We start from the raw sequence: 26,192 nt of genomic DNA on the forward strand, positions 1-26,192 counted from the left end.
TGCACGCAGGCGACTATTGGTTTCTGACTTCACGCACCCATGCGATGATGGTTTGGCGCGCCTCTTCATCCATTTGCACTGCCGATGGTGGCGGCATTGCGTGGCTGATCCCGGCTTGCAAATAGATTTGATCGGCGTTGCGGGCGACATCGCCGGGTGTCTCAAGGTAAACTTTCTTCGGGGCCCATTTCATGGTGCCGTACACCGGCTCGCGGGCGTGGCACATCGAGCAATTGCCCAAGACCGTGTCATAGGCATCTTCGAAGCCTGCGGCGGACGCATATTTCTGCTCGTATGGCGTCAGCTCGCGCGCTTCGGCGTCTTCCCATGTCTCGGTGTTTCTCACCGAAGAAAGCCAGGCGATCACGACCATTAGCAGAACCGTCACGCCCCAGGTCCAGTGCGGGCCTTTCCCAGTTGCGTGCATCGTGTTGAAATAGTGACGGATGGTGACGCCCGTCAGAAAGATCAGGCTGGCGATGATCCAGGAATACTCGGTGCCGAAAGCAAGCGGATAGTGGTTCGACAACATCAGGAACACGACCGGCAAAGTCAGGTAGTTGTTATGCGTGGATCGTACCTTGGCGATCTTGCCGTATTTGGCATCAGGTGTCCGACCGGCCTTGAGGTCTTCGACCACGATCCGTTGGTTCGGCATGATCTGAAAGAACACGTTGGCCGTCATGATCGTCGCAGTGAAGGCGCCAAGATGCAAAAGCGCGGCACGACCGGTGAAGATCTGGTTGTAACCCCAGGACATGATCACCAGGATCACGAACAACAGCAGCATCAGAACGGTCGGGTGATCGCTCAGCTTGGATTTGCACATCTGGTCGTAGAGCAGCCAACCAATGGTCAGTGATCCGCCGGAAATCAGAATCCCCTGCCACAGCGCCAGGTCCACTTTGGTCGGATCAAGCAGGAACAGCTCGCCACCAACCCAGTATATGATCATGAGCAACGCCGCACCTGACAGCCAGGTCGTGTAACTCTGCCATTTGTGCCAGGTCAGGTGCTCGGGCATACGCGAGGGCGCAACCAGGTATTTGACGGTGTGGTAGAAGCCGCCGCCATGTACTTCCCATTCTTCGCCGTAGGCCCCGTCCGGCAGGGCTGGGTTCGGCTTGAGCATGAGGTCCAGCGCGATAAAGTAGAATGACGCCCCAATCCACGCCATCGCGGTGATCACATGCAGCCAGCGGACGGAAAAGGCGATCCACTCCCACATCACGGCCAAGTCATACATGGCTTTGCTCCTAAGATTCTTTGCTTCCGGTTACTCTATGCGAGTGTGTTTTGTTCTGGTATTGCTGGTAAAGACCAAGCAGTATCAAAAAATGCAAAAAAATGTCCTACCTTGATAACATCAGAACCTTTGTCCGGGTCTATGAATTGGGCAGCATGTCCGCCGCGGGCCGTGATCTGAGGGTTTCGCCAGCCGTCACGTCGGCGCGTATATCGCAATTGGAAGAGCATCTTGGCGTGCGTTTGTTCCAACGCACGACACGCAGCCTGACCCCCACCGAGCAGGGAAAATCTTTCTATCGTGGCGCGGCAGAGATCCTTGAAGCAGTCGAAAGTGCCGAAGCCCAGATCGTCAATCTGACCGAGAACCTGAAAGGGTCACTTTATGTCGCGGCGCCGTTGGGGGTCGGGCGTCGGTTGATTGCGCCGCAGGTCCCGAAATTTCTTGCCGAGTACCCCGAGGTGAACGTCCGGCTAAGGCTGACCGACCGAAAGGTAGATCTGACAACCGAAGGTCTGGACCTGGCATTTTTTCTTGGTCAGCCAGAGGACAGCAACCTGCGTATTCGCAAGATCGCGGATGTCGAAAGAGTGCTTTGTGCATCCCCGAAATACATCAAGAAGCGCGGGATGCCCGAAAGCGGGGACGCGTTGATCGCTAATGAGCACGAATGTCTCAATTTGCGGTTCCCGGGCGCGACCGAGTTTCAATGGCTTTTGAGGACCGATACGGGGCCAAAACGGTTCCGGGTTTCCGGGCGGTACGAGTCAGACGATGGCGACGTGCTGACAGACTGGGCGCTTGGCGGACACGGCATCGCGTTGAAGCCGATTTTTGAGATCGCTCAACATCTCAAGGCCGGGACATTGGTTCCGGTGGCGGAAAAGACGCCGCCAGAACCGATTCAGATGGCATGTCTGTTTACGCACCGCCGTATGCAGGACCCCAAAACGCGGCTTTTCATGGAATTCATAATCGAACGCATCGGGTCGTCGATCGCGGCGGCAAATACGGCCCGGTAGGTCGCTCAGCTGCCGCGATAGGTCGAGTACCCGAAGGGCGAAAGCAGCAGAGGCACGTGGTAATGCGAATGTTCGGACATCCCAAACCGGATCGGGATGACGTTCAGAAAGCGCGGGTTTTCCGGTGGTGTGCCGCAGGCATCAAGGTAATCCCCGGCATGGAAGACAAGTTCGTATTCACCTGTTGAAAACTCTGCTTCGGGCAGAATCTGTTCGTCGGTCCTGCCGTCGTCATTGGTGACCAGAGTTTTCAGCAACTGGCGGTCTGCACCTTCAATGCGGAACAGTTCGATCTTCAATCCCTCGGCGGGGCACCCCCGCGCCGTATCCAGAACATGTGTTGTAAGGTAACCGGTCATTTGCGCTACTCCTCAAGTTATACAGTTACTAGTCTGATTTCGCATCCAGGAGCAAAGGCAGTCTGTGGGAAGCTGCTTTCTGCATTTTTTGAAAAACATCTTTGATTATCTGGGGTATTGATCAATTCAAGAAGAAGGAAACCGATGTGAAGCCTTATCCACGAGACATGACCGGTTACGGTGGGCAAGTTCCCAAAGCAAACTGGCCGAACGACGCCAAAATCGCCATTCAGATCGTGCTGAATTACGAAGAGGGCGGTGAAAACAACGTTCTGCACGGCGATGCCGCATCCGAAGCGTTTCTGTCCGAGATTACCGGAGCCGCCCCGTGGCCGGGGCAACGGCATTGGAACATGGAATCGATCTATGAATACGGCAGCCGCGCGGGGTTCTGGCGCGTGCATCGCCTTTTGCAGGATCTGCCTGTCACCGTCTATGGCGTTGCAACCGCTTTGGCGCGTGCACCTGCACAGGTTGCGGCGATGACGCATGCCGGGTGGGAGATCGCCAGCCACGGTTTGAAGTGGATTGAACACAAGGACATGGGCGCAGAAGAAGAACGTTCCCAGATCCGCGAAGCAATCCGCCTGCACACAGAGGTTACAGGTCAGCCGCCCCGTGGTTGGTATACGGGGCGCTGTTCGATGAATACGGTCGAACTGGCCGCCAGGGAAGGCGACTTTGCCTATATCGCCGACAGCTACGCCGACGATCTGCCATATTGGATCAAGGCAGGGGGCAAGGATCAACTGATCATGCCCTATACACTTGATTGCAACGATATGCGCTTTGCAATCCAGGCTGGGTTCACCAATGGGGAACAATTCGAAAGCTATCTGAAAGACAGCTTTGACATGCTCTATGCCGAGGGTGAGGCGGGCGCGCCCAAGATGCTCTCGATCGGGCTGCACTGCCGTCTGATCGGTCGCCCGGGTCGTGCCATGGCGCTGAAACGCGCCCTTGATTACTTCAGGAAACACGACGGTGTCTGGTTCGCAACGCGCGAGCAGATTGCCGATCACTGGGCCAGGGAACACCCGCCGGTGCAAGGTCTGACCCCGTCCGAAATGGATCGACCAACCTTTGTGTCGGAATTCGGCGGCGTGTTCGAGCACAGCCCGTGGATTGCAGAAGGTGCGTATGAACTGGAACTGGGCCCGACGCATGACAATGCCGCTGGCGTCCACAACGCGCTGGCGCGTGTATTCCGTTCCGCCTCGCCCAAGCAGCGCCTCGGCGTTCTGACAGCCCACCCGGACCTGGCGGGCAAGCTGGCCGCCGCCGGCCGCCTGACCAAGGAAAGCACTGCGGAACAGGCCGGTGCGGGTCTGGACCTGCTGACTGATGAAGAACGCGCAACGTTCACGGCGTTGAACGAAGCCTACACGACCAAGTTCGGCTTTCCTTTCATCATTGCCGTCAAAGACAACACCAAGGCCAGCATTCTGGAAGCCTTTCGCCGTCGCATCGACAATGACCGCGACAGCGAATTTGCCGAAGCCTGCCGTCAGGTCGAACGCATTGCCGAATTGCGCCTGATCGAGAAGTTCGCGCAATGACGGCTGCCTTGAAACTCCGCCCCTTGACGTCAGAGGCATTTGCACCTTTCGGCGATGTCATCGAAGCGGCTGGCCAGGTGGACAAGCTTATAAATCAGGGCAGATGCGCCCGCTATCACGACCGGGCCGTGTTGGATTTCCACGATGGGCGCGCGGGTATCAGCCTGTTTCAGTCCGAAGCCTTCAGCCTGCCGATCAAGTTGGAAATGGTGGAACGCCATCCGGATGGCAGCCAAGCCTTTTTGCCTTTGTCGGACAAGCCATTTGTCGTGGTTGTGGCCCCGGATGAAAACGGAACACCCGGGCGGCCCATCGCCTTCAAAACAGCGCCCGGGCAGGGAGTGAATTATCATCGCAACACCTGGCATGGCGTTCTGACCCCGCTTCATGCGCCCGGACTTTTTGCGGTGGTCGACCGAATTGGAGCCGGGCCCAACCTCGAAGAGCATTGGTTCGAGGAGGCGTTTGAAATCACAGAATGAGGCGCGTTGCCGGAAGAGGAGCCGGCTGCGAACCTCAAGGGAGGAAAGACCAAATGACAGATGCATCCATCGGAACGCCGGTACAACTCCGCGATCCGAATTATACTCCGCCGCTGCTGAAGGCGGTGCCGCTTGGAATTCAGCATGTGCTGGCGATGTTCGTGTCCAACGTCACGCCAGCCATTATCGTTTGCGGCGCGGCCGGTTTCGGCTTTGGCTCGAACAGCCCCGATTTCCCGCAGATGATCTACATGATCCAGATGTCGATGTTCTTCGCGGGTGTCGCCACGTTGTTTCAATCTGTTGGCATAGGCCCGGTCGGTGCCCGATTGCCGATCGTGCAGGGGACATCGTTTGCCTTTATCCCGATCATGATTCCACTGGTGGTGGGAAAAGGCGTTGACGCCATTGCCGTCTTGATGGGTGGGATTGTTGTCGGTGGCTTGTTTCACGCCTGCCTCGGGTTGTTCATAGGGCGCATTCGCTTTGCTCTCCCGCCGCTGGTTACGGGCCTTGTGGTGACCATGATCGGCCTGGCCCTTGTCAAAGTCGGCATTCAATATGCCGCCGGCGGTGTGCCCGCCATAGGCACCGAGGAATATGGCTCGGGTCTGAACTGGTTCATGGCCGGAACCGTAATCGTGGTCACGCTTGGCCTGAAATTCTTTGCCCGGGGCATGTTGTCGGTGTCGGCGGTTCTGATCGGACTGCTGGTCGGATATGCCGTGGCCTTCCTGCTTGGCCAGGTGAATCTGGGCAACGTCGGCAATGCGGCATCCTTTGCTCTGCCGAACCCCTTGCATTTTGGCCTTGAATTTTCGGTCGCGGCCATCATCGGTTTCTGTGCAATGTCTTTTGTTTCCGCCGTTGAAACCGTTGGGGATGTATCCGGTATCACCAAAGGGGGCGCTGGCCGCGAAGCCACCGACAAGGAAATACAGGGCGCGACCTATGCTGATGGTCTTGGTACTGCGATCTCTGGCCTGTTTGGGGCGCTGCCGAACACGTCGTTCAGCCAGAATGTCGGGTTGATTGCCATGACCGGCGTCATGAGCCGCATGGTCGTGACCATCGGCGCGCTTTTCCTGATCGTTTGCGGGCTTATCCCCAAAATCGGGGCGATAATCTCGTCCATTCCGATCGAGGTTCTTGGCGGCGGCGTGATCGTGATGTTCGGCATGGTTGTTGCCGCAGGGGTTTCGATGCTGTCGGACGTGAACTGGAACCGGCGCAACATGGTGATTTTTGCAATCGCCCTGAGCCTTGGGCTGGGTTTGCAACTGGAACCCAACGCGTTGCAATACTTGCCTGGCACATTGAAGGTTCTGGCGACATCAGGAATCCTGCCCGCCGCCGTCATCGCTATTGTATTGAATCTGGTGCTTCCCGAAGAACTTTCCGACGAAGCGACGGAAGAGGTCTCGGGCGGCATGGCCGGACATGGTCTTGGGTCCATCGAGCAAGACGACCACATCTGATGCGTTCGACCTGATACACTGATCGCCCTGAAAAAACATGAAGCGGCGCGCCTTGGCGCGCCGCGTTTCATTTTTTTGGTTACCACTTAATGGAGATCTACTGTCAAAAGTTCTCCGCCCAAAGGGACCGCCGAGACAATGCTCAACAAGGTGTCGCCGTCTGGCTTCAGAAATCGACCTCGATCGCGACCCCTTTCCGAACGGCAAGGTCAACCACGGACGCGGCGACCGCAAGATCTTGAAGGCCCACACCCGTGCCGTCGAACAACGTGATCTGATTGTCCGATATCCGGCCCGGATCGGTGCCGTTGATGACCGCGCCAAGCTGCGCCACATCGCTTTCCTGGATCAGGCCTTCGGCCACCGCGTGCTGCGCTTCACCGATGCTGACGGATTGCGCGACTTCGTCCGTGAACACGCTTGCCCTGGCCAGAAGGGCGGCTTCGACTTCCTGTTTTCCTTTAGTGTCCGTGCCCATGCAGGCGATATGAGCTCCGGCGCTGACATGGTTCGCCATCAGCGAGGGCGCAAACGCCGAAGTGATCGAAATGATCACATCCGCCTCAGTCATTTCGTCAAGCTCTACCGCCTGGAACGGAATACCGGCTTCATTGGCGACCTTCTCGATATTCGGCAGCATTTCGGGGTGGTAGTTCCAGCCGATGACCTTTTCAAAGGCGCGCTGCTCCAGTGCCGCGCGAAGCTGAAAGGCTGCCTGGTGGCCAGCGCCTATCATGCCTATGACCTTGGCGTCCCTGCGTGCGAGATGCTTGATCGATACCGAAGATGCTGCCGCCGTTCGAAGGGCCGTCAGAAGGTTCCCGCCGACCATCGCAGATGGCTTGCCCGTGTCGGGGTCGAAAAGAAAAACGGTGGACTGGTGGTTGATCAGCCCGCGTTTTTCCAGATTGTTCGGCCAATAGCCGCCCGCCTTCAGTCCCAACGTCAGGCCGGCGCTGTCAAACCCCCCTTTGAAGCCGTACAGTGCATCTTCGTGCCCGATGGCTTCACGCACGACAGGGAAGTTGTAGGCGTCGCCGGACGCCATTGCGGCAAAGACCTGTTCGACCGCGTCAAAAGCCGCTTGTCGGGTCATAAGGTCAGCGATCTCACGCTCGGGTACGATCAGCATTTCATTCTCCAATCAAACATTCGTGCGCCCGCGTGCCACCGCCGGAAGGAGAGCATACACGCGGGCGGCTGTCTGGCTGCTTCCGAGCCAGCCCTCCCAAACAGAGCAAGTTCGAATCAATAAGCGCGTCCGCGGGCGGATACGGGCCAGACGGTCTCGACCTTGCCGTTGCGAACGCCGACATACCAATCATGTACATTTGCGGTTGGGTCGCAGTGCCCCGGAACCAGCCTGAGCTTGTCGTTGACCTTCAGCACACCGTTCGGGTCCATCACGACGCCGTGTTCGTCCGAACATTTGATGTACTCGACATCATCTCGGCCGAAGATAACGGGCAGACCGCTGTCCACCGATTGCGCCTTGAGGCCCGCATCGACGATCGCCTTGTCCGCCTTAGCGTGGCTCATGACGCTGGTCAGGATGAAGAATGCGTTTTCCCACTCGCCTTGATCGATCCGGTTGCCGTCCTTGTCCAGGATCCGGCCATAATCGGCGTCCATGAAGGCGTAGGACCCGCATTGCAGTTCGTTGTACACGCCCGAGTTGGATTCGAAGTAATATGAGCCGGTGCCGCCGCCCGAGACCAATTCGCACTCGATGCCTTCGGCTTTGAGGCCCTCAACCGCGTCTTTTACCATCGAAATTGCGGTGTCGAGCTTTTCCTTGCGCGCCTCATAGCTGTCGAGGTGCTGCATTGCGCCCTGATAGGCCTGAATGCCGGTGAATTTCAGGTTCTCGGCTGCTTCGACCGCTTTGGCGATTTCGATCACGTCGGATGTTGTCGTCACACCGCACCGGCCAGCGCCGCAGTCGATTTCGACGAAGACCTCCAACTGTGTTTCGTGATCCACCGCTGCGCCTGAAAGATCCGCGACATTGTCCAGATCATCGACACAGACGATGATGCGGCTGCCCAACTTTGGCAGGCTGGCAAGACGGTCGATCTTGGCGGGGTCACGCACCTGGTTCGAGACCAGAACGTCCTTGATACCGCCGCGCACGAACACTTCGGCCTCTGAAACTTTCTGGCAGCAGACGCCAACAGCGCCTCCGATCTTCTCCTGCAATTTGGCCACGTCTACCGATTTGTGCATTTTTCCATGCACGCGGTGGCGCATGCCGTGCGCCTTGGCATAGTCGCCCATCTTCTTGATGTTGCGTTCAAGCGCGTCGAGATCGAGCACAAGAGAGGGGGTCTGGATATCTGCTTCATCCATTCCGGGCTTGGCCGGAATGTCAAAGCCTACTTCGAATTCGTCGAGATTGGTCATATCTTTCATTTCCGTATTCCTATGTCGGGATTGATGTCACGCGTTCAGCCAGGGCAGCCTGTCCAGATCGACATTGCCCCCGGTTATGATCAGGCCGACACGCTTGCCTTTGAATGCGTCTGGGTTCTTCAGGATCGTGGCCAGCGGAACGGCCGAAGATGGCTCCATCACGATCCGAAGGTGTTTCCACGTCAGCTTCATCGCATCGATGATCTCTTGCTCTGAGGCCGTGTAGATTTCAGAGACATGGTTCGACACGAAATGCCAGGTCAGCTCTTTCAGTGGAACCAGCAGCCCGTCGGCAATCGTCTTGGGTGCGTCATCCGCGATGATGTGGCCGGCCTTGAAGCTTCGATAGGCATCGTCGGCCTGTTCCGGTTCCGCCGCGATGATCGCGGTTTCCGGGGCGAGCGTCGACAGTGTCAGACAGGTGCCCGACACCATGCCGCCGCCGCCGATAGGTGCGACAACCGCATCCAGACCGTCGGTCTGCTCGATGAACTCTCGCGAACAGGTGCCTTGCCCGGCAATCACCCGCGGATCGTTGTAGGGATGGACGAAATCCCCGCCCGTGGCCGCCTGAACCTCGGCAAAGGTTGCTTCGCGCGACGAGGTGGAGGGCTCACATTCCGTGATCTTCCCACCATATCGCCGCACCGTGTCTTTCTTGGCCTGTGGCGCAGTGCGTGGCATGACGACGTTGCACGGTATGCCCCGCTTCATTGCCGCATAGGACAGGCACGAGGCGTGGTTGCCTGAGGAATGGGTTGCGACGCCTTTCCTGGCCTGATCGTAATCAAGGCCAAACACGGCGTTTGCAGCGCCGCGAACCTTGAAGGCGCCCGGTTCCTGAAAGTTTTCACATTTGAAGAACAGCTGTGCACCGCTCAGCTCGTTCAGAAAGTCCGAAGTACGTACCGGTGTGCGGCGGATGAAAGGTTCAATCCGCTCATGTGCCGCCAGCATGTCCTCGTAGGTCGGGATGTACATGTTGCAGTCCTTCATCACGCGGCGTCCTTTTGAACGGCGCCCGAATGACCGCGATAGTATTCCTGCGCAGCCGCCACGCCCGAGCCCAACTGGATGTTCAGGCCCAGGTCGACCATGCACATTTCAGCAGTGGCAATCCCGGACAGGGCCATGACATCCGTCAGGCTTCCCAGATGCCCTATGCGGAATACCTTGCCCGCGACTTCGCCAAGGCCGACACCGAAGGCAACGCCGTATTTTTCGGCCGCGTGCGTGACAATATCGGTGGCGTTGAGACCGTTTGGCGTGCGGATCGCGCTGACGGTGTCAGAGTATACCGATGGGTCCGCCGCGCACAGGTCCAGCCCCCAGGCGCCCACGGCGGCACGTACGCCTTCGGCAATACGGTGATGCCGGGCAAAGACGTTTTCCAAACCTTCACCCAGCAGCATGTCACAGGCCTGATTGAGGCCATTCATCAAGCCAACCGCAGGTGTGTAGGGGTATGCGCTGTTGGCATAGCCTTTCGCCATGTCGTGCACGTCAAAGAAGGTGCGGGGCAGGGTCCCTGTGCTGGTCGCGTCCATTGCCCGCTGGCTGAACCCGACGATGGCAAGGCCCGCAGGCAGCATGAACCCTTTCTGCGAACCCGTGACGGCCACATCAACGCCCCATTCGTCAAAACGGAAATCCATGGATCCGATCGATGAAACACCATCGACGAACAGCATTGCGGGGTGCTCGGCAGCATTCAGAGCCTTGCGTACAGCGGCAATATCCGATTTCACACCGGTCGCCGTTTCGTTATGCGTGGCAAGAACAGCCTTGATTTCGTGGCTTGTGTCGGCGGTCAGGATCTCTTCGTAACGATCGGCTGGTAGCCCTTCGCCCCAAGGGGTTTCGACGATCTCGACATTCAGACGGTGGCGCTGGCACATATCGATCCAGCGATGGCTGAACATGCCGTTGCGCGCCGCCAGAACCTTGTCACCGGCCGACAGGGTGTTGGTCAGCGCGGTCTCCCAGCCTCCTGTTCCGGTCGACGGGAAGATGAAGACTTCGGCGCTGTTGCTTTTCAGAACTTTCTGAACACCCGCGCGTGCTGGGTGCAGAATTTGCCCGAACAGCGGCGAGCGGTGATCGATCGTGGGCATGTCGCAAGCCTTGCGCAGGCTTTCGGGGATATTGGTCGGGCCCGGAATGAAAACGGGATTTTGAAAGCTCATGGGTGGTCTCCTTCCGTCGTTGACCACACAATAAGTTCCAGCCGCTCTGCCCGATATATTTTTGAAAAAGACTTTCAAAACACCGCGTCTTGAATTTAATTTATAATTGTCAGTGCCTTATATTTTTCATATGATGAATTAGTCTTTCACGAATGATCAAAGGGTTTTTATGGATTCTCAAGACAATACTCGCGAAGTCCGCAGAAAAGCCCGTGGAAGACCACGGGGATGGGACGACAAGACCGCGCAAAACACGATCAAATCTCTGGACCGTGCGATGGAAGTTTTTGAGTATTTGAGTGAAGCGCAGGGCAAGGCGTTGACCGCGCTGTCCGACGAAATGGGCCAGTCGCCCGCCACAGTTTACCGAATTCTCGTTACGCTTGAGGGCAGGGGACTTGTCGAGTTCGATCATGACGAGCAGGTCTGGCACATCGGTCCTCGTGCGTTCGTAATCGGCTCGCGCTTCCTGCGTCGCACCAGCCTTGTGGACCGGGCCCGACCCGTGATGCGAAAGCTGATGGAGGCCACTGGCGAGACCGCAAACCTGGGGGTCGAAAAAGAAGGAATGGTGCTGTTCCTGAGCCAAGTGGAAACCCATGCCAGCATCCGGGCGTTTTTCCCTCCGGGCACGCTGTCTCCGATGCATGCATCGGGCATCGGGAAAGCTCTGTTGGCATATATGGATGAAGATCGGCTGGATCGGCTGTTGGCTAAGACGGAACTGCGGGCCTTTACGGACCGGTCGATTACCAGCCCGGCCGCGCTGAAAGAAGATCTTGCCAAGGTCAGGGCACAGGGCTTCTCGATAGACAACGAAGAAAAAAACGCGGGTATGCGATGTATCGCTGCGCCGGTTTTCGACATCAACCGAGAGGCCGTAGCCGGGATCTCGGTATCCGGACCGACAAGCCGCGTCAGCGAAGCCGAAATCGCGCGCCTAAGCCGCCCGGTCATCAAGGCGGCGCGTCAGTTAACTCTGGCCATCGGCGGGACTATTTCTGCGCCGCTGTCCTGAGGCGCCGGTGCTGCGGATAAGCCGCTGGCCCCGGCCGCAATGCCATATGACGGTTCACGTCTTTGTACAGCAGGTAACGGAACTTACCCGGCCCGCCTGCATAGCAGGCCTGCGGGCAGAACGCTCGCAACCACATGTAATCGCCGGCCTCGACCTCTACCCAATCATTGTTCAGCCTGTAGACGGCCTTTCCCTCGAGAACATACAGACCATGTTCCATCACATGTGTTTCAAGGAAAGGAATGACGGCGCCGGGCTCGAAAGTCACAAGGGTCACGTGCATATCGTGCCGCAGGTCACTTGGATCGACAAAGCGCGTCGTGGCCCATTTGCCGTCGGTTCCGGGCATCGGCGTCGGCGTGATCTCATTTTCGTTGAGAACCAGAACGTCCGGGCGGTCAAGCCCTTCCACCGCTTCATAAGCCTTTCGAATCCAATGGAAGCGCAGGGTCTCACCACCTCGGTTTCGTAAGGTCCAGTTGCATTCAGCGGGCAGGTAGGCATAGCCGCCGGGAGTCAGCTCGTAGGTCGTGCCGTCGGCCGTCAAGGTCGCTGTGCCTTCGACCACGAACAAAACGCCTTCGGCTTCGGGATCGGTCTCGGGCCGGTCAGAGCCACCGCCGGGCTGAACCTCCATGATGTATTGCGAAAAGGTTTCAGCAAAGCCGCTTAGCGGGCGTGATATCACCCATAAGCGGGTGTCGTCCCAAAACGGCAGAAAACTGGTCACGATATCCCGCATCGTTCCCTTTGGGATCACTGCATAAGCGTCAGTAAATACGGCGCGGTCAGTCAGCAATTGCTCCTGACCAGGATGCCCACCGTGTGGCGAATAATACTTGGCGGTCATGCATGCTCCTGAAAAATGTCATATGCCTGAAATATGCGCCGAAGGATCGGGGCGGACCACCCGCAAAAAGTTGACAGCTCTATTCGTGAAGATTTGAAAAATCAGAAATTGGCCGTCAGTAAGCGCGCGCAGCATCGGCATCATGCGCGCGCTGGGCAGCCGGTCGGATCAACGAGGATTGGGTCAGGGTTGCACCGGTCTGACCCCGGACAGATCCGGGGCAATCCGTATCATGTGCGACAGGTCAGGTATCAGCCCTTTGCTTTTAGCGGAAATCATCCCAAGCGGAACGCTTGTTGCTGCGGCGAGTGCATCCTGAACGGGGATCTCTGCTTGTTCCGTCAGAACCCGCACCGCTTTTGTCAGGCACAAGTCGGCCCCGGCCAGAGTGCCGTCCTCCAAAGTCAGCCTGCCGTTCTCCCGCCGGATGCGGCGTCCCTCCAACCGAAACTCGGTCAGTGACGTTCCGGCGACCGCCATCGCATCGCTGACAAGGAAAATCCGCCCTGGTCCGCGCTTGGCGGCCCAGGCAATCCGCATCGTATCGGGATGTACATGGATGCCATCCGCGATCAAGCCCGCCGATAACGACCCGCAGGATAGCGCCGCGCCGACCAATCCCGGTTCACGACTGCCAAGCTGGCTCATCGCATTGAACAGATGCGTTGCGCACTGCGCCCCGGCCCTTGAAAACGCCAGGCAGGTCTCAAAGGGGGCGTCCGTATGCCCCAGAGAAACGATGGCCCCCGCGCGCTTCAATGCTTCAACCTGTTGCAGAGTTGTGCTTTCGGGCGCCAGCGTGACCATCAATGCAGGCAGGTGTTTTGCAGCGTCGATCAGAATCTCCAGATCGGTTTGCTGCATCGGGCGGATCAGGGCGGCATCATGTGCACCCTTGCGTCGCACAGACAGGTGCGGACCTTCCAGATGCAGGCCCGCAATGCCCGAAACACCCGTCTGAACGGCCTTGATGGCGGCATCAATCGCGGCCCGGGTTTTCTCGGCCGTGTCCGTGATCAGGGTTGGCAGGATGCGAGTGGCACCCAGCGCGCGATGAGCGCTGGCGATTTGGGTCAGCGTGTGAACCGATGGATCGTCGTTGAACATCACGCCCCCGCCGCCGTTCACCTGCAAGTCCGCATAGCCGGGGCTGAGGATGTCGCCATGCAGATCCTCGATCTGGTCATCCTGTGCGATCTGGGCCGCAGGCAGCAACGCATCCAGCACACCGTTTCTGAACCGTGCGGCGTATCCTTCACGCAATTCAGTGCCATCGAAGATTGGGCCGCCCGTAAAGGTAACAGTAGAGCTGGTCATACCGTTTCCGTCACTTTTTTCAGATGGCGTGGTGTGTCCGGGTCGATCCCGCGTTGTGTGGCCACCTTCTCCACCATTCCGTAAAACGCAGCGATTGTCGGTATCGGGTCCGTCATCCAATGCGACGTCCGGACATGGGGCAGTTCTGTGGCGTGTTTCACGCGGCCGGTTGTGGCGAAAACCACAGCGCCTTTGGACGCAAGTGCGTCCGCAACTTCGGCCAGATTGTCCTCTGCTGCATCCCCGGACGACAGGGCAAGCACGGGAAAGCCCTGATCCACGATGGAAACCGGGCCGTGCAGAACCTCGGCCGCCGAATAGCTTTCTGCGTGGATCTGGCAGGTTTCCTTGAATTTCAACGCGGCTTCGTTGGAGATTGCCAAAGACAGGCCCCGGCCCAAGGTAAACAAAGAACGCCCATCCACCGCGTTCGCCACGGCGCTCCAGTCGCAGGCGATTGCGGTCGACAAACTGTCCGGCAGCCCATGGATTGCGCGCAACAGGTGATCATCGCGCTTCACCTGCGCAATCAGCCACAGCCCGGCGACCAGCGACGTCACGAATGTCTTTGTCGCCGCTACGCTCAGTTCGGGGCCCGCGTGAATGGGCAGCGTTGCCGCAGCCGCCTCGGCCAGGGCAGAGGCAGGGTTGTTCGTGATCGCGACCGAGTAAGCCCCGCCGGATGTGAGCGACTGCGTGAGCTGCACGATATCCGGGCTCTGACCGGATTGTGAGACTGAGATGCAGACTGCATCCTCGCACCGCATGTCGACCCCGTAGATGGACTTTACCGACGGTCCGACCGAAGCCATCGGCAATCCAAGCAACAGTTCCGAGGCGTATTTCAGAAAGCTGCACGCATGATCCGAGGATCCGCGCGCCACCGAGATCAGGAACCGCGGGTCGCTGGCCCGGATCTCGTTGGCGGTTTGCGCGATCAAATCTGCACCTTCGGTCAGAAGGCGGTCTACGGCGTCGGGAATCTCATCGATCTCGCGCCGCATCTGAGTGGTTGTGTCAGGCATTTTCCCAGGCTTTCAATTTGACAGGCGCAGCTCGGCCACAAAGTCATAGGCGTCACCGCGGTAGATCGAGCGGGTCAATTCAGCGACCCGTCCGCTTTGCAGATATGAGGTGCGTTGAATCCGAAGCCCGGCCGTACCTTCCGCAACATCCAGAAGCTCTGCCTCGGGCGGTTCGAGGTTGATGGCCGAGATTTTCTGGATCGCGCGCACCGGTCGCAGACCAGATTGTTCAAGAACAGAGTAAAGCGACCCCGTCACTTCGGTGGGGTTCGGCAGGATATCGAGCGGAAGGGCCGCTTTTTCCAACGCCATCGGGCGTCCTCCTGCCTCTCGCAGGCGGTAGATACGCGCGACTTGTTCATTTGCCGACAAGCCCAATGCCATCATTTCTTCCGGGGATGGCAGGAAAACCCCACGTTCCAGCCATGTCGAGGTCGTCTTGAGCCCGCGCCGCTCCATGTCTTCGGTGAACGATGTCAGATGGGACAGCGATTGTTCAACCTTCGCTACGGGTTCGCGAACAAAGGACCCAGACCCCTGACGTTGTTCGATTGCACCTTTGCGCACCAGTTCATGAATGGCCTTGCGCACGGTCACACGGGACAGGTCGGTGATCTCGGCGATTTCTCTTTCAGGGGGCAGCGAACTGTTGGGAGGCAGAATGCCGTCCTTGATCCCTTGTTCAAGGCGTTGACGGAGCTGTACATAGCGCGGGCCCGAGCTGTGCCCCAACCATCCTTCGGGCCGCAGGAAATCAGCTATGTTCATGTTCGATTTCCTCCAGATACGCCTGTGCCAATGCAAGTGCGCCGGACAGTGGATCGCCCGCGGGCTGGACCAGAGCAGATTGCATTTCCGCAGGCAGGTACGGCGCGTAAAGGGGGCCGATTCCGCCGGTCAGACAAACGGGCAGGCCAACGTTCCAGCCCATTTTCTTCATCACGTCGATCAGATAGCCCGCACCATCCCGCAGGATGGATCCGGCCAAATCGTCCCCGCGATTGGAAAGCTCGGTCACAAGCGGGGCGAGGGCACCAAAGTCAGATGGCGTCATGTCAGCGGCGGCCCGTACAATTCCCGCGGCATCGCCAAATCGAGACAGCAGATCCTGCGCCAATGCCGAAGGGCCGGTCGTGCCGTCCGTGTGCTCCAGCGTCTTCGCCAGCGCCCGTTTGCCAACCCATTGCGCGGAAGCCTGATCGCCCAGAACAGAGCCCCATCCGCCGGCAAACTTCATCGTGCCACCCCTTTGCATGGCGACAAAAGAACCGGTACCGCAATGTGCGACAAACCCGTCCTTGGCCCCCAATGCGCCGCGCAAAGCTGCTGCGCGATCATCTTCGATCCGGACGTGCCGAAATGGCAATGCCGTCGCAAGTTTCCGGGCAATCGCGTCACCTGTTATCCCGGCCAGGCCCAGATAGGCGGGCGCTTGCGCAAGCTCCTCGGGCGAACGGCCCGTCTGAACGGCCAGAGCTTCCAGGCCGCGCCGCAGTTCGATGCAGGCGGCCTTGAAATCCGTGGACACGTTTGCCGCGCCGACTTCGACTCTGTGTGTTTTGCCATCGACAAAAGCGGCGACGCGGCAGCGCGTTCCGCCCCCGTCGGCGGCCAGGAACATGGGTTTTGATGACTTTACCATATACAGACCTTTATAATACCTTTTGCGCGTTTTGAAGTCCTAATTGCGACCAAAGTGGCGAATATCATGCTATATCAGCCAAAAATATCGAAAAAAATAAATGGTAGACTAATGGTATTTAAAAGGTATGATATCGAGAGTTCTTGGGGGAGAATCACTTGTTTACGCCGGCGACAGAACAATTGCATCAGGATGCGCATGGGCTTGATACCCGTCCGCTGGCCGAAGTGGCCGGCCTGCTGGCGCGGTCGCAGGTGTCAGCGGCGACGGCAGTGCTTGACGCGCTTGGCCCGATTTGCAGCGGGGCGACCGCCATGGCCCAGACGATCCGGTCGGGCGGCACGCTTCGGTATCTTGCGGCGGGGTCTTCCGGCCTCATGGCGGCCTCGGACGCGCTGGAGCTTGGCGGAACCTTTTCCATCCCGTCGCAGCAGATCCGCATTCATATGGCGGGTGGAATGCCGACCACGGCAGACATGCCGGGGGATGTAGAGGACGCTGTTGATGGGCTGGCGCAAGAGGTGTCGGATATGGTTGCCAATGATACGCTCATCGCGGTCTCGGCCAGCGGCACCACGCCTTATACCGTCGCCGCCGCAAAACTGGCGCGCGACCGGGGGACGCCCGTGATCGGGATTGCAAACAACGCGGGCTCGCAATTGTTGCAACTGGCGGACCATGCGGTTCTGCTTGCGACCCCTCCGGAATTGATCTCGGGCTCAACCCGGATGGGGGCCGGCACTGCGCAGAAAATAGCCCTCAACACGTTGTCGACGCTGATGGCCATCGAGCTTGGGCATATTCAGGACGGCATGATGATCAATCTGCGGGCGGACAATGACAAGCTGCGCGCACGCGCCAACGGAATCGTTTGCCAACTGACCGGCGTATCACCTGAACGTGCTGATGATGCCCTGAGGGCCGCGGATGGGAACCTGAAATGCGCGGCACTTGTCGCCGCAGGTGCCGTATCGGCCGAGGATGCACAAAAGCGACTGGCAGAAACGAATGGCCGTCTGCGTCATGCGATGAACCGGCTGAATGAAGATAACGAACATAGCAACCTGGGAGAAACCAAATGAAACGCAAAGTTCTGAGCCTGGCTCTGATGAGCACGGCGCTGGTCACAAGCGCCTATGCGCAAGACGCCACGCTGACAATCGAAAGCTGGCGCAACGATGATCTCGCCCTGTGGCAGGAAAAGATCATCCCTGCATTCGAGGCGGCCAATCCAGGTATCAAAGTTGTTTTCTCGCCTTCAGCCCCGGCGGAGTACAACGCAGTTCTGAACTCCAAACTGGAAGCCGGATCCGCCGGTGATCTGATCACCTGCCGCCCGTTCGATGCTTCGCTGGCGCTGTACGAAGCGGGCCATCTGACCGACCTGTCCGATCTGGATGCGATGGACAATTTCTCGGACGTAGCCAAATCGGCGTGGCAGACAGACGATGGGTCAGCCAGCTTTTGTGTTCCGATGGCATCGGTGATCCACGGTTTCATCTACAACAAGGATGCGTTCAACGAACTGGGTCTGGAGGTTCCGACCACCGAGGCAGAATTCTTTGAAGTGTTGGACAAGATCAAGGAAGACGGCACCTATATTCCGATGGCAATGGGCACCAATGACCAGTGGGAAGCCGCAACGATGGGCTATAACAATATCGGCCCGAACTACTGGAAAGGTGAAGAAGGCCGCCTGGCTCTGATCAAAGGCGAACAGAAACTGACCGACCCTCAGTGGGTCGCGCCTTTTGCCACTTTGGCGAAATGGGCCGATTATCTGGGTGACGGATATGAGGCGCAGACCTATCCCGACAGCCAGAACCTGTTCACTTTGGGCCGCGCTGCAATTTACCCGGCAGGCAGCTGGGAGATTGCAGGTTTCAACACGCAGGCAGATTTTGAGATGGGCGCCTTCAAGCCGCCGGTCCAAAATGCCGGTGACACCTGCTATATTTCGGACCATACCGATATCGGCATTGGCCTGAACGCTGCCAGTGAAAATCAGGAGGCTGCCCGCACGTTCCTGGCCTGGGTCGCAAGCCCGGAATTCGCCAGTATCTTCGGCAATGCGGTTCCCGGTTTCTTCCCTCTGTCCAATACTCCGGTTGAACTGGAAGATCCGCTTGCCAAGGAAATCGTCGGGTGGCGGGATGAGTGTGAAAGCACCATCCGTTCGACCTATCAGATCCTGTCACGTGGCACGCCCAACCTCGAAAACGAGACCTGGGGTGCATCCGTTGCAGCCATCAAGGGCACCGAAAGCCCCGAGGCTTTGGGCAAGAAACTGCAAGACGGGCTGGCCAGCTGGTACGCACCGCATCAGTAAGACCTGAACCACTCTCACCGGACGCGGCCCGTCGCGTCCGGCACCTTTTCCCCGGAGATCCCCATGCAGACCCGCCGCATACGCTGGCACATCGCCGTTTTCCTTGCACCTGCGGTGCTGGTCTACACGGCGGTGATGATCCTGCCCTTGTTCAACACGCTCCGCCTTGCGCTGTTTACCGAAGTCGATCAGGCGCGTGTGTATGTGGGGTTGGAGAATTTCCGAACCTTGTTCCTTGATCCGCTCTGGTCCGAGCAATTCTGGAATGCGCTGGGCAACAACTTCTGGTTCTTCCTGATCCACATGCTGGTGCAGAATCCCATCGGAATCGCCCTGGCCGCGATCCTGTCACACCCGAGGCTGCGCTTTGCCGCACTCTACCGGTCGGCCATTTTCATTCCGACGATCCTGAGCTTCGTGATTGTGGGTTTTGCCTGGAAACTGATCCTGTCTCCGCTTTGGGGGATTGCGCCCTCGATGCTGGACGCTGTTGGCCTGAAATCCCTGTTTGCTCCGTGGCTGGGCAAGGAAGAATACGCGCTGACAACTCTGGCGCTTGTCTCGGTCTGGCAATTTGTCGGCATCCCGATGATGCTGATCTATGCGGCCCTTCTGTCGATCCCCGAAGAAATTCTTGAAGCCGGAGAGATCGACGGGATCACCGGAGCTTCGGCTTTCTGGAAAATAAAACTGCCGCTGATCCTGCCTTCGATCGGGATCATCTCGATCCTCACATTCGTGGGCAATTTCAACGCGTTTGACCTGATCTATGTCTCTCAGGGCGCGCTGGCGGGGCCGGATTTTTCCACCGACATCCTGGGTACTTTCATGTACCGCACGTTCTTTGGCTTCCAGCTGCAACTGGGTGATCCGTATATGGGGTCAGCCATTGCCGGCGCCATGTTCGCCATCATCCTTGTGGGTGTCTGCATTTACCTTTTCGGCATCCAGACCCGGATGCGCCGGTATCAGCTGTGAGGGCTCTGCAATGAACAAGGCACGCTCGAGTCCACTAAACACCGCCGCAATGCATGGTGCGCTGATCCTTTACACGTTGATCGCGCTGTTCCCGGTTTTCGTGATCATCATCAACAGCTTCAAAACGCGCCGTGCCATCTTTCGCGAGCCGCTTGCCTTGCCTGATGCCGAAAGCTTTTCCCTGATCGGCTACCAGACGGTGATGAAGCAGGGGGATTTCTTTCTCTACTTTCAGAACTCGCTGATCGTCACCGTGGTTTCACTGGCCTTTATCCTTCTGTTCGGCGCCATGGCCGCCTTTGCCCTCAGCGAATACCGGTTCAAGGGCAACATGTTGATGGGGCTCTATCTGGCGCTTGGGATCATGATTCCGATCCGCATCGGCACCGTGGCGATCCTGGAGATGATGGTCGCCACAGGGCTTGTGAACACGCTCTGGGCCCTGATCTTCGTCTATACGGCACAGGGTTTGCCGCTGGCGGTGTTCATCCTGTCCGAGTTCATGCGCCAAGTCAGTGATGACCTGAAGAATGCAGGGCGCATCGATGGGCTTTCGGAATACACGATCTTTTTCCGGTTGGTGCTGCCTCTGGTCCGGCCTGCCATGGCAACCGTCGCCGTGTTCAACATGATCCCGATCTGGAACGATCTCTGGTTCCCCTTGATCCTGGCACCCGCTGAAGAGACCAAAACCCTGACGTTGGGCAGCCAGGTCTTCATTGGCCAGTTCGTCACCGACTGGAACGCGGTTCTGTCCGCGCTCAGCATGGCGATCCTGCCGGTTCTGGTGCTCTACGTCATCTTCTCGCGCCAGCTGATCCGCGGTATCACTTCAGGAGCTGTCAAATGACCCGGGTTCTGATCGCTGGTCTTGGCAACATGGGCCTGAGCCATGCCTTGGCCCATCATCGCCACCCCGACGCACGGATCGTGGGGCTGGTCAACCGCACAGGTCAAGTAGACCATCCAGACCTGTCAGGCTATCTGGCCTATTCGGATTTTCAGGCGGCACTGGCCGAGACAAACCCCGATCTGGTCGTCGTCGCAACCTATTCCGACAGCCACGCAGATTTTGCCTGCGCCGCAATGGAAGCAGGTGCGCATGTCTTTGTTGAAAAACCACTGGCCACGACGGTTGCGGACGCCAGACGCGTGGTCGCAAAAGCAGTGGAAACCGGCCGGAAACTGGTGATCGGATATATTCTGCGGCACCACCCTTCATGGATGCGACTGATCTCGGAGGCGCGCGATCTTGGCGGGCCGTATGTCTTCCGTCTGAACTTGAACCAGCAAAGCAGCGGGGCCGAATGGGAAACCCACAAGGCCTTGATGCAGACGACATCGCCTATCGTCGATTGCGGCGTGCATTACGTCGATGTGATGTGCCAGATCACCGATTCCGATCCCGTCCGCGTGCATGGCATGGGCCTGCGCCTGAGCGATGAGATTGCCGAAGACATGTATAACTACGGCCAGTTCCAAGTGATTTTCCAAGACGGCTCGGTCGGCTGGTACGAGGCCGGCTGGGGCCCGATGATGTCCGAGACCGCCTTTTTCGTGAAAGATATCGTGTCACCCAACGGATCGGTTTCAATCACGGATGGCAACAAGGGCGCATCCGCGGATATCGACGGCCACACCAAGGTTGGCGGCCTTCTGGTCCACCGCCCTGACGGCGACCGGACAATCGAAATGCCGGATGAGCCCGGCCATCAGCAACTCTGCGATGCCGAGCAAGCCTATATGCTGCGCGCCATCGCCGAAGATATCGATCTGACCCGCCACATGAACGATGCCGTGCAATCGCTGGCCATCTGTCTGGCCGCTGATGAAAGCATCCGTACCGGCCAACCCATATCGCTGAAAGAGACACGCACATGACCGCCCTGACGCTGCAAAACGTGAATAAATCCTTCGGCACCGTCGAGGTCCTAAAGGATATCAACATCGACGTTGACGAGGGCGAATTCGTTGTCTTCGTAGGCCCCTCGGGCTGTGGCAAATCCACCCTTCTGCGTGTCATCGCGGGGCTCGAGGATGTGACGTCGGGCGAAGTGCGCATCGGCGGAGAGCTCATGAATCTCACCCCGCCTTCGAAACGCGGTATCGCGATGGTGTTCCAGAGTTACGCTCTCTATCCCCACTTGAACGTGCGCAAGAACATGTCATTGGCGCTGAAACAGGAGGGCCAGAGCAGGCAGATCATCGACGAGCGTGTCGAAAGGGCAAGCAAGATGCTGAACCTTGAACCTTACCTTGACCGGTATCCTTCCGAACTGTCCGGTGGTCAGCGCCAGCGCGTCGCCATCGGTCGTGCCATCGTCCGGGAACCAAAGCTGTTTCTGTTCGACGAGCCTCTGTCCAATCTCGATGCGGCCCTGCGTATGAATACACGGTTGGAAATTGCGAACCTGCACCGGCAGCTTGACGCTTCGATGATCTACGTGACCCATGACCAGACCGAGGCAATGACTCTTGCCGATAAAATCGTCGTTCTGCGCGACGGGCGTGTGGAACAGGTCGGCAGCCCGATGGAGCTTTACAACAATCCCGCGAACCAGTTCGTGGCCGGTTTTCTTGGGGCGCCTTCGATGAATTTCTTTCCTGCCAGCATGATCGGCGAAAGCGCAGACATTACAACGGGTATCCGGCCGGAAGACCTGTTTTTGTCTGACGACGGTCCGGTGGTCGCAAACGTCACCCATGTCGAGCATTTGGGCGGTGATACCAACGTGATTGCCATGATGCAGGATCACCAGATCACCGCGCGCCTGTTCGGGCAGCATCAGGTTGAAGCCGGTCAGAGCATCCGATTTGGATATTCCCCAGGCAGGGTCTATCGCTTCGACGCACAGGGTGCGCGTCTCGCGTGACACGGACTGACGCAGGGCTTTGGGGGCCGTAGTCAGCCGAGTTTTCCATGCAGCGCCGCCTAAACACCACCGGCTATTCTGGTGTTTCGGGTGAACATGACAGGCCCGGATGATGAAACTGCGCGGAAATCGGCCGCGCGACCCGCCAAAGCGCGATAGAACTGGCGCAATCCGGGTTCGATATCTGCGGCAAGTTCTTCGCAATGCTGACACATGCGCAGGATGTCGCCCTGCGGTTTTCGGGTTCTCAATGCTGCGATCAACTTACCGTGCCGTGCAACGAGTTCCTGGAACGCGTCCGTCTTTCGCAAAGCTGAATCTCCAACCAGAACAAAAACGGGCTCTGGGTTGGCTTTGCCTTTCAGGTCAACATGGCCTGCCTGCAAAAACGCCAGGTCATCGCGCCCGGCTTGATACACCGCGTCAGAGACGACAATGTCATACTCGACCGTTCGACAACATTGTTCGATCCGTGCCGAAACATTCACGACATCTCCGATAACCGTATAGTTGAACCGTTTTTGCGATCCGATGTTGCCGACGCAGGCCTGTCCCGTGGCGATTCCGGTTGCCAGCGCTATCGGCTTTCGGTTCCGCATGATCTCGGATGCATTGAACTGTGCCAGAGCACGCCGCATCCTGAGTGCGGCAAGCCCTGCGCGGCATGGATGGTCCGCGACGGGTAAAGGCGCGTTCCAGAAGGCCATGATGGCGTCACCGATGAACTTGTCGATCGTGCCACGCTCATGCAGGATCTGATCTCCAAGCTTGGAAAACAGCGCGTTCAACAAGGATACAAGTTCCGTTGCCGACGCGGACTCGGACAGAGCGGTAAATCCCCGGATATCCGAAAACATCACGGTGATTGCCTGACTTTCTCCGCCCAATTGCAGCTGGTGGCCCGAATTCTCCATTTCATCAAGGATTTCCGGGGCCACGTAATGCGAAAAGACTTTTCGAATCTGGCGCTTTTCACGCTCGGTCGAAACAAAAAGATACCCCGCCAGCAGACCGAAATTTGCGATGCCTCCAATCAGGGGAAAAGTGGCATCGAACAGGATGGATTGGTTTTGAAAAACCAGCCAGCTGATGGCAAGAACGGCTGCGGCGGCTATGCCGCCGGCGATGAAGGATGCGATGGCACCAAAGCTGGACATGACCGCAATCACCACAAGCCCGAGAAACGCAAAGGCAAGCAGTTCCTGTGCTGCGGTTATGTCAGACCGGCTGAGCATTTCCCCGGTCAGAGTCTGCTCGATCATTTGGGCATGAATTGAAACACCGGGGACGCTTTCGCCAAGTGCCGTCTGGTGAATATCGAACAAACCGGCAGCTGAGGTTCCGATCAGGATAATTCTTCCTTCGATTTCGGATCGCAGCCCGGGGTCTTCAGTACCTTCCAGGACATCCTTGGCTGAAATGTAAAGGTCGGGGCTGTCCCGCCGGTACTTCAGCCAAAGCTCGCCATTCTCGGTTGTCGGTAAACGGTATCCGGCGATTTCGACGGCCAGCATGATGCCAGCCTCGTCAGGCGCGCCTTCCACGAAGATGCTGGTCTCACCCAGGGCGACCCTGAGGGCTTCGACGGCAAGGCTTGGCAGCGGACCGTCCGGACCGTTCCAGAGAACCGGCGCCCGTCTTACGATGCCGGTTCCTCCGATGGGCGAGACATTGACCCCGCCGACACCCGCCGCCGCCCGATCCAATGGTGGCGCGATCGGCGTCCAATGCGGAACCGAGATCAGCCCCTCGGTGGGGCTTTCCCCGAATTCAATGATTCCGGCCTTGGCCGCAATGGGCTCACCTTTGGCCGACAATCGCGCGGCCACGCCCAGCACCACGGGCCAGTAGGCCATTTCCATCCCAAGCAAGACATCGTTGTCCAGCTTTTCGGCATGGCGTTCCACAGTCAGTACGCCCGCCAGCGATGGATCATTCAGAAGGCGAGACGGCGAATACCGGTCAGGTTCAGCAAACAGCATGTCGAACGCAATCGTCGCGGCGCCGTAGTCACCCAGATTTTGAACCAACTGCGCAACCAAAGTGCGGGGCCAGGGCCATTGTCCAAAGCTGGCAAGCGAGGCCTCATCGATATCCACGACGCGCACGGGGAGTTCGGGATGGAACTCCCGCGGCGACAGTCTTTGCAAAACGTCGAAATAGATCAGGCGCGTCATTCGAACCGGGTACGGATCCCACGCCCGGATGAAGCAACCCAAAAGGATCAGACCCAGCCCCACGAGGCGGAAGGCCCATCGCCCGTTCCTGGATTTCCGCGCCTTGTCGCTCACACCATCCTCCAGACAAATGGAACTGGAACTGCGTGTTCAACAGCAATTCCCGAGCAATTACGGATCAGTTTCTTCCCGCTCTGGTTCGTCCCGTTCGGGCTCCTCAGGTTCCGGTTCTTCCCGTTCGGGTTCCTCATGTTCAGGTTCTTCCGGTTCAGGTTCTTCCTGCTCCGGTTCTTCTCTGTCGGGCTCTTCCTGCTCTGGTTCTTCGCGTTCGGGTTCTGCATGGTCCGGTTCTTCTCTTGCCGGTTCATTGTTCGCGGAAGGCGAAGGGCCAGAGACCGTATTCTGCGCTTCGCGCTGCTGAGGAGGGTCCCTACGGGCTTCCGACCGGTCCGCCTCGATGCGCCGTATGGGCGCTCCATCACCTGAACACCCTTCAACGCGTACCTGCAAAGGGGGCAGCAGCCCTTCCTGGGACTGAACGAATGGAAACCCGCTTTTCAGCGCTTGTTCGTATTGTGCCTGATCGGCAGGCCGTCCTACTCCTCCGTCTACGCTTGTTGCGAACATGCTACATTGACGCCCCGAAGATCTGCACGCGCCCTGACTGCCGCACATGCGGACCGTACCTTGCAGGACAAGCATCGCGCTTTGTTTTTCCGACACGATCCACATGTCGAAGGTGGTGCCGCGCACGGCCATTGTCGCCGAGGGAGTCCTGATCGAGTAAGCTCTCTTTCGGCTTTTCCCGGAAATAAACCGAAAACTGCCACCCAAAGCCTGAACGGCAAAGCTCTTGGCTTTGCGGTTATTTCGCAACATGGACACATCCAGAACCATGCGTGCGTTGGGGCCAATGGCAATCTTGGTGTCATCCACAAAAACGATTTGGATTACGCCAGTCTGATCAGTGCTGAGCGCGTCGCCCGACGCAACCTCCATTCCTGAATAAACGGGTTGTGCTTTTCCCGCGCGAACAACTTGGGCGCCTTGTTTGACGCTAATAATTTTTCCGATGTTGGCGATGGTCTGCGACGGTATGGCCACGACAACGCAAAGAACCATTACAATCTTTAACAACGACAAACTCGAACCCCTTCCCCCAATGGGCTTTAAAGCACGGAAACCGCGCTGTGCTCGACGCTTGCCTCTCAAAAAGCATGTTATTATCATTCATATGCA

The 26,192-nt window shown here is 58.0% G+C and carries 24 protein-coding genes; 11 read left to right on the plus strand and 13 right to left on the minus strand.

Annotation, left to right across the window (positions count from 1 at the left end):
• Positions 1-13 precede the first annotated feature (13 nt).
• Entirely contained in the window at positions 14-1,246 is a 1,233-nt protein-coding gene (locus ACR0E2_RS14920; RefSeq protein ID WP_171229401.1) for a urate hydroxylase PuuD, read from the minus strand.
• 101 nt (positions 1,247-1,347) lie between these two features.
• On the opposite strand from ACR0E2_RS14920, the gene ACR0E2_RS14925 reads away from it, so the two are divergent.
• Positions 1,348-2,268 carry a LysR family transcriptional regulator gene (locus ACR0E2_RS14925; RefSeq protein ID WP_480446941.1) on the plus strand — a complete coding sequence of 307 codons (921 nt, stop codon included), beginning with the start codon at positions 1,348-1,350 and terminating at the stop codon, positions 2,266-2,268.
• Between the two features lie 5 nt (positions 2,269-2,273).
• On the opposite strand, the gene uraH is transcribed toward ACR0E2_RS14925, so the two are convergent.
• Positions 2,274-2,627 (minus strand): hydroxyisourate hydrolase, encoded by a 354-nt coding sequence (uraH, locus tag ACR0E2_RS14930; protein ID WP_480446942.1) that lies wholly within the window; start codon positions 2,625-2,627, stop codon positions 2,274-2,276.
• A 146-nt stretch (positions 2,628-2,773) separates the two neighbouring features.
• Here uraH and puuE point away from each other — a divergent pair, with 146 nt between their 5' ends.
• From puuE to ACR0E2_RS14945, 3 genes are read left to right on the plus strand one after another with little or no spacing between them, the layout of a single operon-like run.
• Positions 2,774-4,186, plus strand: a complete 1,413-nt coding sequence (puuE, locus tag ACR0E2_RS14935; RefSeq protein WP_480446943.1) for an allantoinase PuuE — start codon at positions 2,774-2,776, stop codon at positions 4,184-4,186.
• The gene (locus tag ACR0E2_RS14940; protein ID WP_480446944.1) at positions 4,183-4,668 is read left to right on the plus strand and encodes an ureidoglycolate lyase; all 486 of its coding nucleotides are present in this window, start codon (positions 4,183-4,185) and stop codon (positions 4,666-4,668) included. The genes puuE and ACR0E2_RS14940 overlap by 4 nt, the downstream gene beginning before the upstream one ends.
• A gap of 53 nt (positions 4,669-4,721) precedes the next feature.
• Complete coding sequence (locus ACR0E2_RS14945) at positions 4,722-6,146, plus strand: uracil-xanthine permease family protein (protein WP_480446946.1); 1,425 nt, start codon at positions 4,722-4,724, stop codon at positions 6,144-6,146.
• Between the two features lie 166 nt (positions 6,147-6,312).
• Here the strand turns inward: ACR0E2_RS14945 and bhcD are convergent, their stop codons facing one another.
• The 4 genes from bhcD to bhcA all read right to left on the minus strand — a co-directional run bounded on the left by bhcD (position 6,313) and on the right by bhcA (position 10,744).
• Positions 6,313-7,278, minus strand: coding sequence for an iminosuccinate reductase BhcD (gene bhcD, locus ACR0E2_RS14950; RefSeq protein WP_480446947.1), 966 nt, complete (start codon positions 7,276-7,278; stop codon positions 6,313-6,315).
• A 116-nt stretch (positions 7,279-7,394) separates the two neighbouring features.
• Positions 7,395-8,558 (minus strand): 3-hydroxy-D-aspartate aldolase BhcC, encoded by a 1,164-nt coding sequence (gene bhcC / locus ACR0E2_RS14955; RefSeq protein ID WP_480446948.1) that lies wholly within the window; start codon positions 8,556-8,558, stop codon positions 7,395-7,397.
• A gap of 27 nt (positions 8,559-8,585) precedes the next feature.
• A complete protein-coding gene (gene bhcB / locus ACR0E2_RS14960; RefSeq protein WP_480446949.1) occupies positions 8,586-9,554 on the minus strand; it encodes a beta-hydroxyaspartate dehydratase BhcB in 969 nt (322 codons plus the stop codon).
• Positions 9,554-10,744 (minus strand): L-aspartate--glyoxylate aminotransferase BhcA, encoded by a 1,191-nt coding sequence (gene bhcA / locus ACR0E2_RS14965; protein ID WP_480446950.1) that lies wholly within the window; start codon positions 10,742-10,744, stop codon positions 9,554-9,556. The genes bhcB and bhcA overlap by 1 nt, the downstream gene beginning before the upstream one ends.
• Positions 10,745-10,913: 169 nt before the next feature.
• On the opposite strand from bhcA, the gene bhcR reads away from it, so the two are divergent.
• Positions 10,914-11,762 (plus strand): HTH-type transcriptional regulator BhcR, encoded by an 849-nt coding sequence (bhcR, locus tag ACR0E2_RS14970; RefSeq protein ID WP_480446951.1) that lies wholly within the window; start codon positions 10,914-10,916, stop codon positions 11,760-11,762.
• Here bhcR and ACR0E2_RS14975 read toward each other — a convergent pair.
• The 5 genes from ACR0E2_RS14975 to ACR0E2_RS14995 form a co-directional block, all read right to left on the minus strand.
• Complete coding sequence (locus ACR0E2_RS14975) at positions 11,740-12,612, minus strand: bifunctional allantoicase/(S)-ureidoglycine aminohydrolase (RefSeq protein WP_171229411.1); 873 nt, start codon at positions 12,610-12,612, stop codon at positions 11,740-11,742. The genes bhcR and ACR0E2_RS14975 overlap by 23 nt on opposite strands.
• Positions 12,613-12,795: 183 nt before the next feature.
• Positions 12,796-13,929: an N-acetylglucosamine-6-phosphate deacetylase gene (nagA, locus tag ACR0E2_RS14980; protein ID WP_480446952.1), complete on the minus strand. Its 1,134-nt coding sequence runs from the start codon at positions 13,927-13,929 to the stop codon at positions 12,796-12,798.
• Positions 13,926-14,954: an SIS domain-containing protein gene (locus ACR0E2_RS14985; protein WP_480446953.1), complete on the minus strand. Its 1,029-nt coding sequence runs from the start codon at positions 14,952-14,954 to the stop codon at positions 13,926-13,928. The genes nagA and ACR0E2_RS14985 overlap by 4 nt, the downstream gene beginning before the upstream one ends.
• A 12-nt stretch (positions 14,955-14,966) precedes the next feature.
• Complete coding sequence (locus ACR0E2_RS14990) at positions 14,967-15,722, minus strand: GntR family transcriptional regulator (RefSeq protein ID WP_171118052.1); 756 nt, start codon at positions 15,720-15,722, stop codon at positions 14,967-14,969.
• Positions 15,709-16,596 carry a glucosamine kinase nucleotide-binding domain-containing protein gene (locus ACR0E2_RS14995; RefSeq protein WP_480446954.1) on the minus strand — a complete coding sequence of 296 codons (888 nt, stop codon included), beginning with the start codon at positions 16,594-16,596 and terminating at the stop codon, positions 15,709-15,711. Before ACR0E2_RS14995 ends, ACR0E2_RS14990 begins: the two co-directional genes overlap by 14 nt.
• Positions 16,597-16,754: 158 nt before the next feature.
• Here ACR0E2_RS14995 and ACR0E2_RS15000 point away from each other — a divergent pair, with 158 nt between their 5' ends.
• The 6 genes from ACR0E2_RS15000 to ACR0E2_RS15025 all read left to right on the plus strand — a co-directional run bounded on the left by ACR0E2_RS15000 (position 16,755) and on the right by ACR0E2_RS15025 (position 22,776).
• Positions 16,755-17,678: an N-acetylmuramic acid 6-phosphate etherase gene (locus tag ACR0E2_RS15000; protein WP_480446955.1), complete on the plus strand. Its 924-nt coding sequence runs from the start codon at positions 16,755-16,757 to the stop codon at positions 17,676-17,678.
• The gene (locus ACR0E2_RS15005) at positions 17,675-18,925 is read left to right on the plus strand and encodes an ABC transporter substrate-binding protein (protein WP_480446956.1); all 1,251 of its coding nucleotides are present in this window, start codon (positions 17,675-17,677) and stop codon (positions 18,923-18,925) included. Before ACR0E2_RS15000 ends, ACR0E2_RS15005 begins: the two co-directional genes overlap by 4 nt.
• 63 nt (positions 18,926-18,988) lie before the next feature.
• On the plus strand, positions 18,989-19,903 hold the full coding sequence (locus ACR0E2_RS15010; RefSeq protein ID WP_171118044.1) for a carbohydrate ABC transporter permease: 915 nt from the start codon (positions 18,989-18,991) through the stop codon (positions 19,901-19,903).
• A 10-nt stretch (positions 19,904-19,913) separates the two neighbouring features.
• Positions 19,914-20,753, plus strand: a complete 840-nt coding sequence (locus ACR0E2_RS15015; protein WP_480446957.1) for a carbohydrate ABC transporter permease — start codon at positions 19,914-19,916, stop codon at positions 20,751-20,753.
• Positions 20,750-21,784: a Gfo/Idh/MocA family protein gene (locus ACR0E2_RS15020; protein WP_480446958.1), complete on the plus strand. Its 1,035-nt coding sequence runs from the start codon at positions 20,750-20,752 to the stop codon at positions 21,782-21,784. Before ACR0E2_RS15015 ends, ACR0E2_RS15020 begins: the two co-directional genes overlap by 4 nt.
• Entirely contained in the window at positions 21,781-22,776 is a 996-nt protein-coding gene (locus ACR0E2_RS15025) for an ABC transporter ATP-binding protein (RefSeq protein WP_480446959.1), read from the plus strand. The genes ACR0E2_RS15020 and ACR0E2_RS15025 overlap by 4 nt, the downstream gene beginning before the upstream one ends.
• 59 nt (positions 22,777-22,835) lie before the next feature.
• Here ACR0E2_RS15025 and ACR0E2_RS15030 read toward each other — a convergent pair whose 3' ends face one another.
• Positions 22,836-25,067: a CHASE2 domain-containing protein gene (locus ACR0E2_RS15030; RefSeq protein WP_480446960.1), complete on the minus strand. Its 2,232-nt coding sequence runs from the start codon at positions 25,065-25,067 to the stop codon at positions 22,836-22,838.
• 57 nt (positions 25,068-25,124) lie between these two features.
• Positions 25,125-25,952, minus strand: a complete 828-nt coding sequence (locus tag ACR0E2_RS15035) for a FecR family protein (RefSeq protein ID WP_480446962.1) — start codon at positions 25,950-25,952, stop codon at positions 25,125-25,127.
• Positions 25,953-26,192 lie beyond the last annotated feature (240 nt).

The organism is Ruegeria sp. A4 (genome assembly GCF_056543025.1).

Coding starts and splice junctions, on each gene's coding strand:
- ACR0E2_RS15025 (WP_480446959.1), top strand. CDS start 21,781: ATGACCGCCCTGACGCTGCAAAACGTGAATAAATCCTTCGGCACCGTC.
- ACR0E2_RS14940 (WP_480446944.1), top strand. CDS start 4,183: ATGACGGCTGCCTTGAAACTCCGCCCCTTGACGTCAGAGGCATTTGCA.
- ACR0E2_RS14920 (WP_171229401.1), bottom strand. CDS start 1,246: ATGTATGACTTGGCCGTGATGTGGGAGTGGATCGCCTTTTCCGTCCGC.
- bhcA (WP_480446950.1), bottom strand. CDS start 10,744: ATGAGCTTTCAAAATCCCGTTTTCATTCCGGGCCCGACCAATATCCCC.
- ACR0E2_RS15010 (WP_171118044.1), top strand. CDS start 18,989: ATGCAGACCCGCCGCATACGCTGGCACATCGCCGTTTTCCTTGCACCT.
- ACR0E2_RS14990 (WP_171118052.1), bottom strand. CDS start 15,722: ATGAACATAGCTGATTTCCTGCGGCCCGAAGGATGGTTGGGGCACAGC.
- ACR0E2_RS14925 (WP_480446941.1), top strand. CDS start 1,348: ATGTCCTACCTTGATAACATCAGAACCTTTGTCCGGGTCTATGAATTG.
- ACR0E2_RS15035 (WP_480446962.1), bottom strand. CDS start 25,952: ATGGAGGTTGCGTCGGGCGACGCGCTCAGCACTGATCAGACTGGCGTA.
- bhcB (WP_480446949.1), bottom strand. CDS start 9,554: ATGAAGGACTGCAACATGTACATCCCGACCTACGAGGACATGCTGGCG.
- uraH (WP_480446942.1), bottom strand. CDS start 2,627: ATGACCGGTTACCTTACAACACATGTTCTGGATACGGCGCGGGGGTGC.
- ACR0E2_RS15020 (WP_480446958.1), top strand. CDS start 20,750: ATGACCCGGGTTCTGATCGCTGGTCTTGGCAACATGGGCCTGAGCCAT.
- ACR0E2_RS14995 (WP_480446954.1), bottom strand. CDS start 16,596: ATGGTAAAGTCATCAAAACCCATGTTCCTGGCCGCCGACGGGGGCGGA.
- ACR0E2_RS14985 (WP_480446953.1), bottom strand. CDS start 14,954: ATGCCTGACACAACCACTCAGATGCGGCGCGAGATCGATGAGATTCCC.
- ACR0E2_RS14945 (WP_480446946.1), top strand. CDS start 4,722: ATGACAGATGCATCCATCGGAACGCCGGTACAACTCCGCGATCCGAAT.
- nagA (WP_480446952.1), bottom strand. CDS start 13,929: ATGACCAGCTCTACTGTTACCTTTACGGGCGGCCCAATCTTCGATGGC.
- ACR0E2_RS15005 (WP_480446956.1), top strand. CDS start 17,675: ATGAAACGCAAAGTTCTGAGCCTGGCTCTGATGAGCACGGCGCTGGTC.
- ACR0E2_RS14975 (WP_171229411.1), bottom strand. CDS start 12,612: ATGACCGCCAAGTATTATTCGCCACACGGTGGGCATCCTGGTCAGGAG.
- bhcD (WP_480446947.1), bottom strand. CDS start 7,278: ATGCTGATCGTACCCGAGCGTGAGATCGCTGACCTTATGACCCGACAA.
- bhcR (WP_480446951.1), top strand. CDS start 10,914: ATGGATTCTCAAGACAATACTCGCGAAGTCCGCAGAAAAGCCCGTGGA.
- bhcC (WP_480446948.1), bottom strand. CDS start 8,558: ATGAAAGATATGACCAATCTCGACGAATTCGAAGTAGGCTTTGACATT.
- ACR0E2_RS15015 (WP_480446957.1), top strand. CDS start 19,914: ATGAACAAGGCACGCTCGAGTCCACTAAACACCGCCGCAATGCATGGT.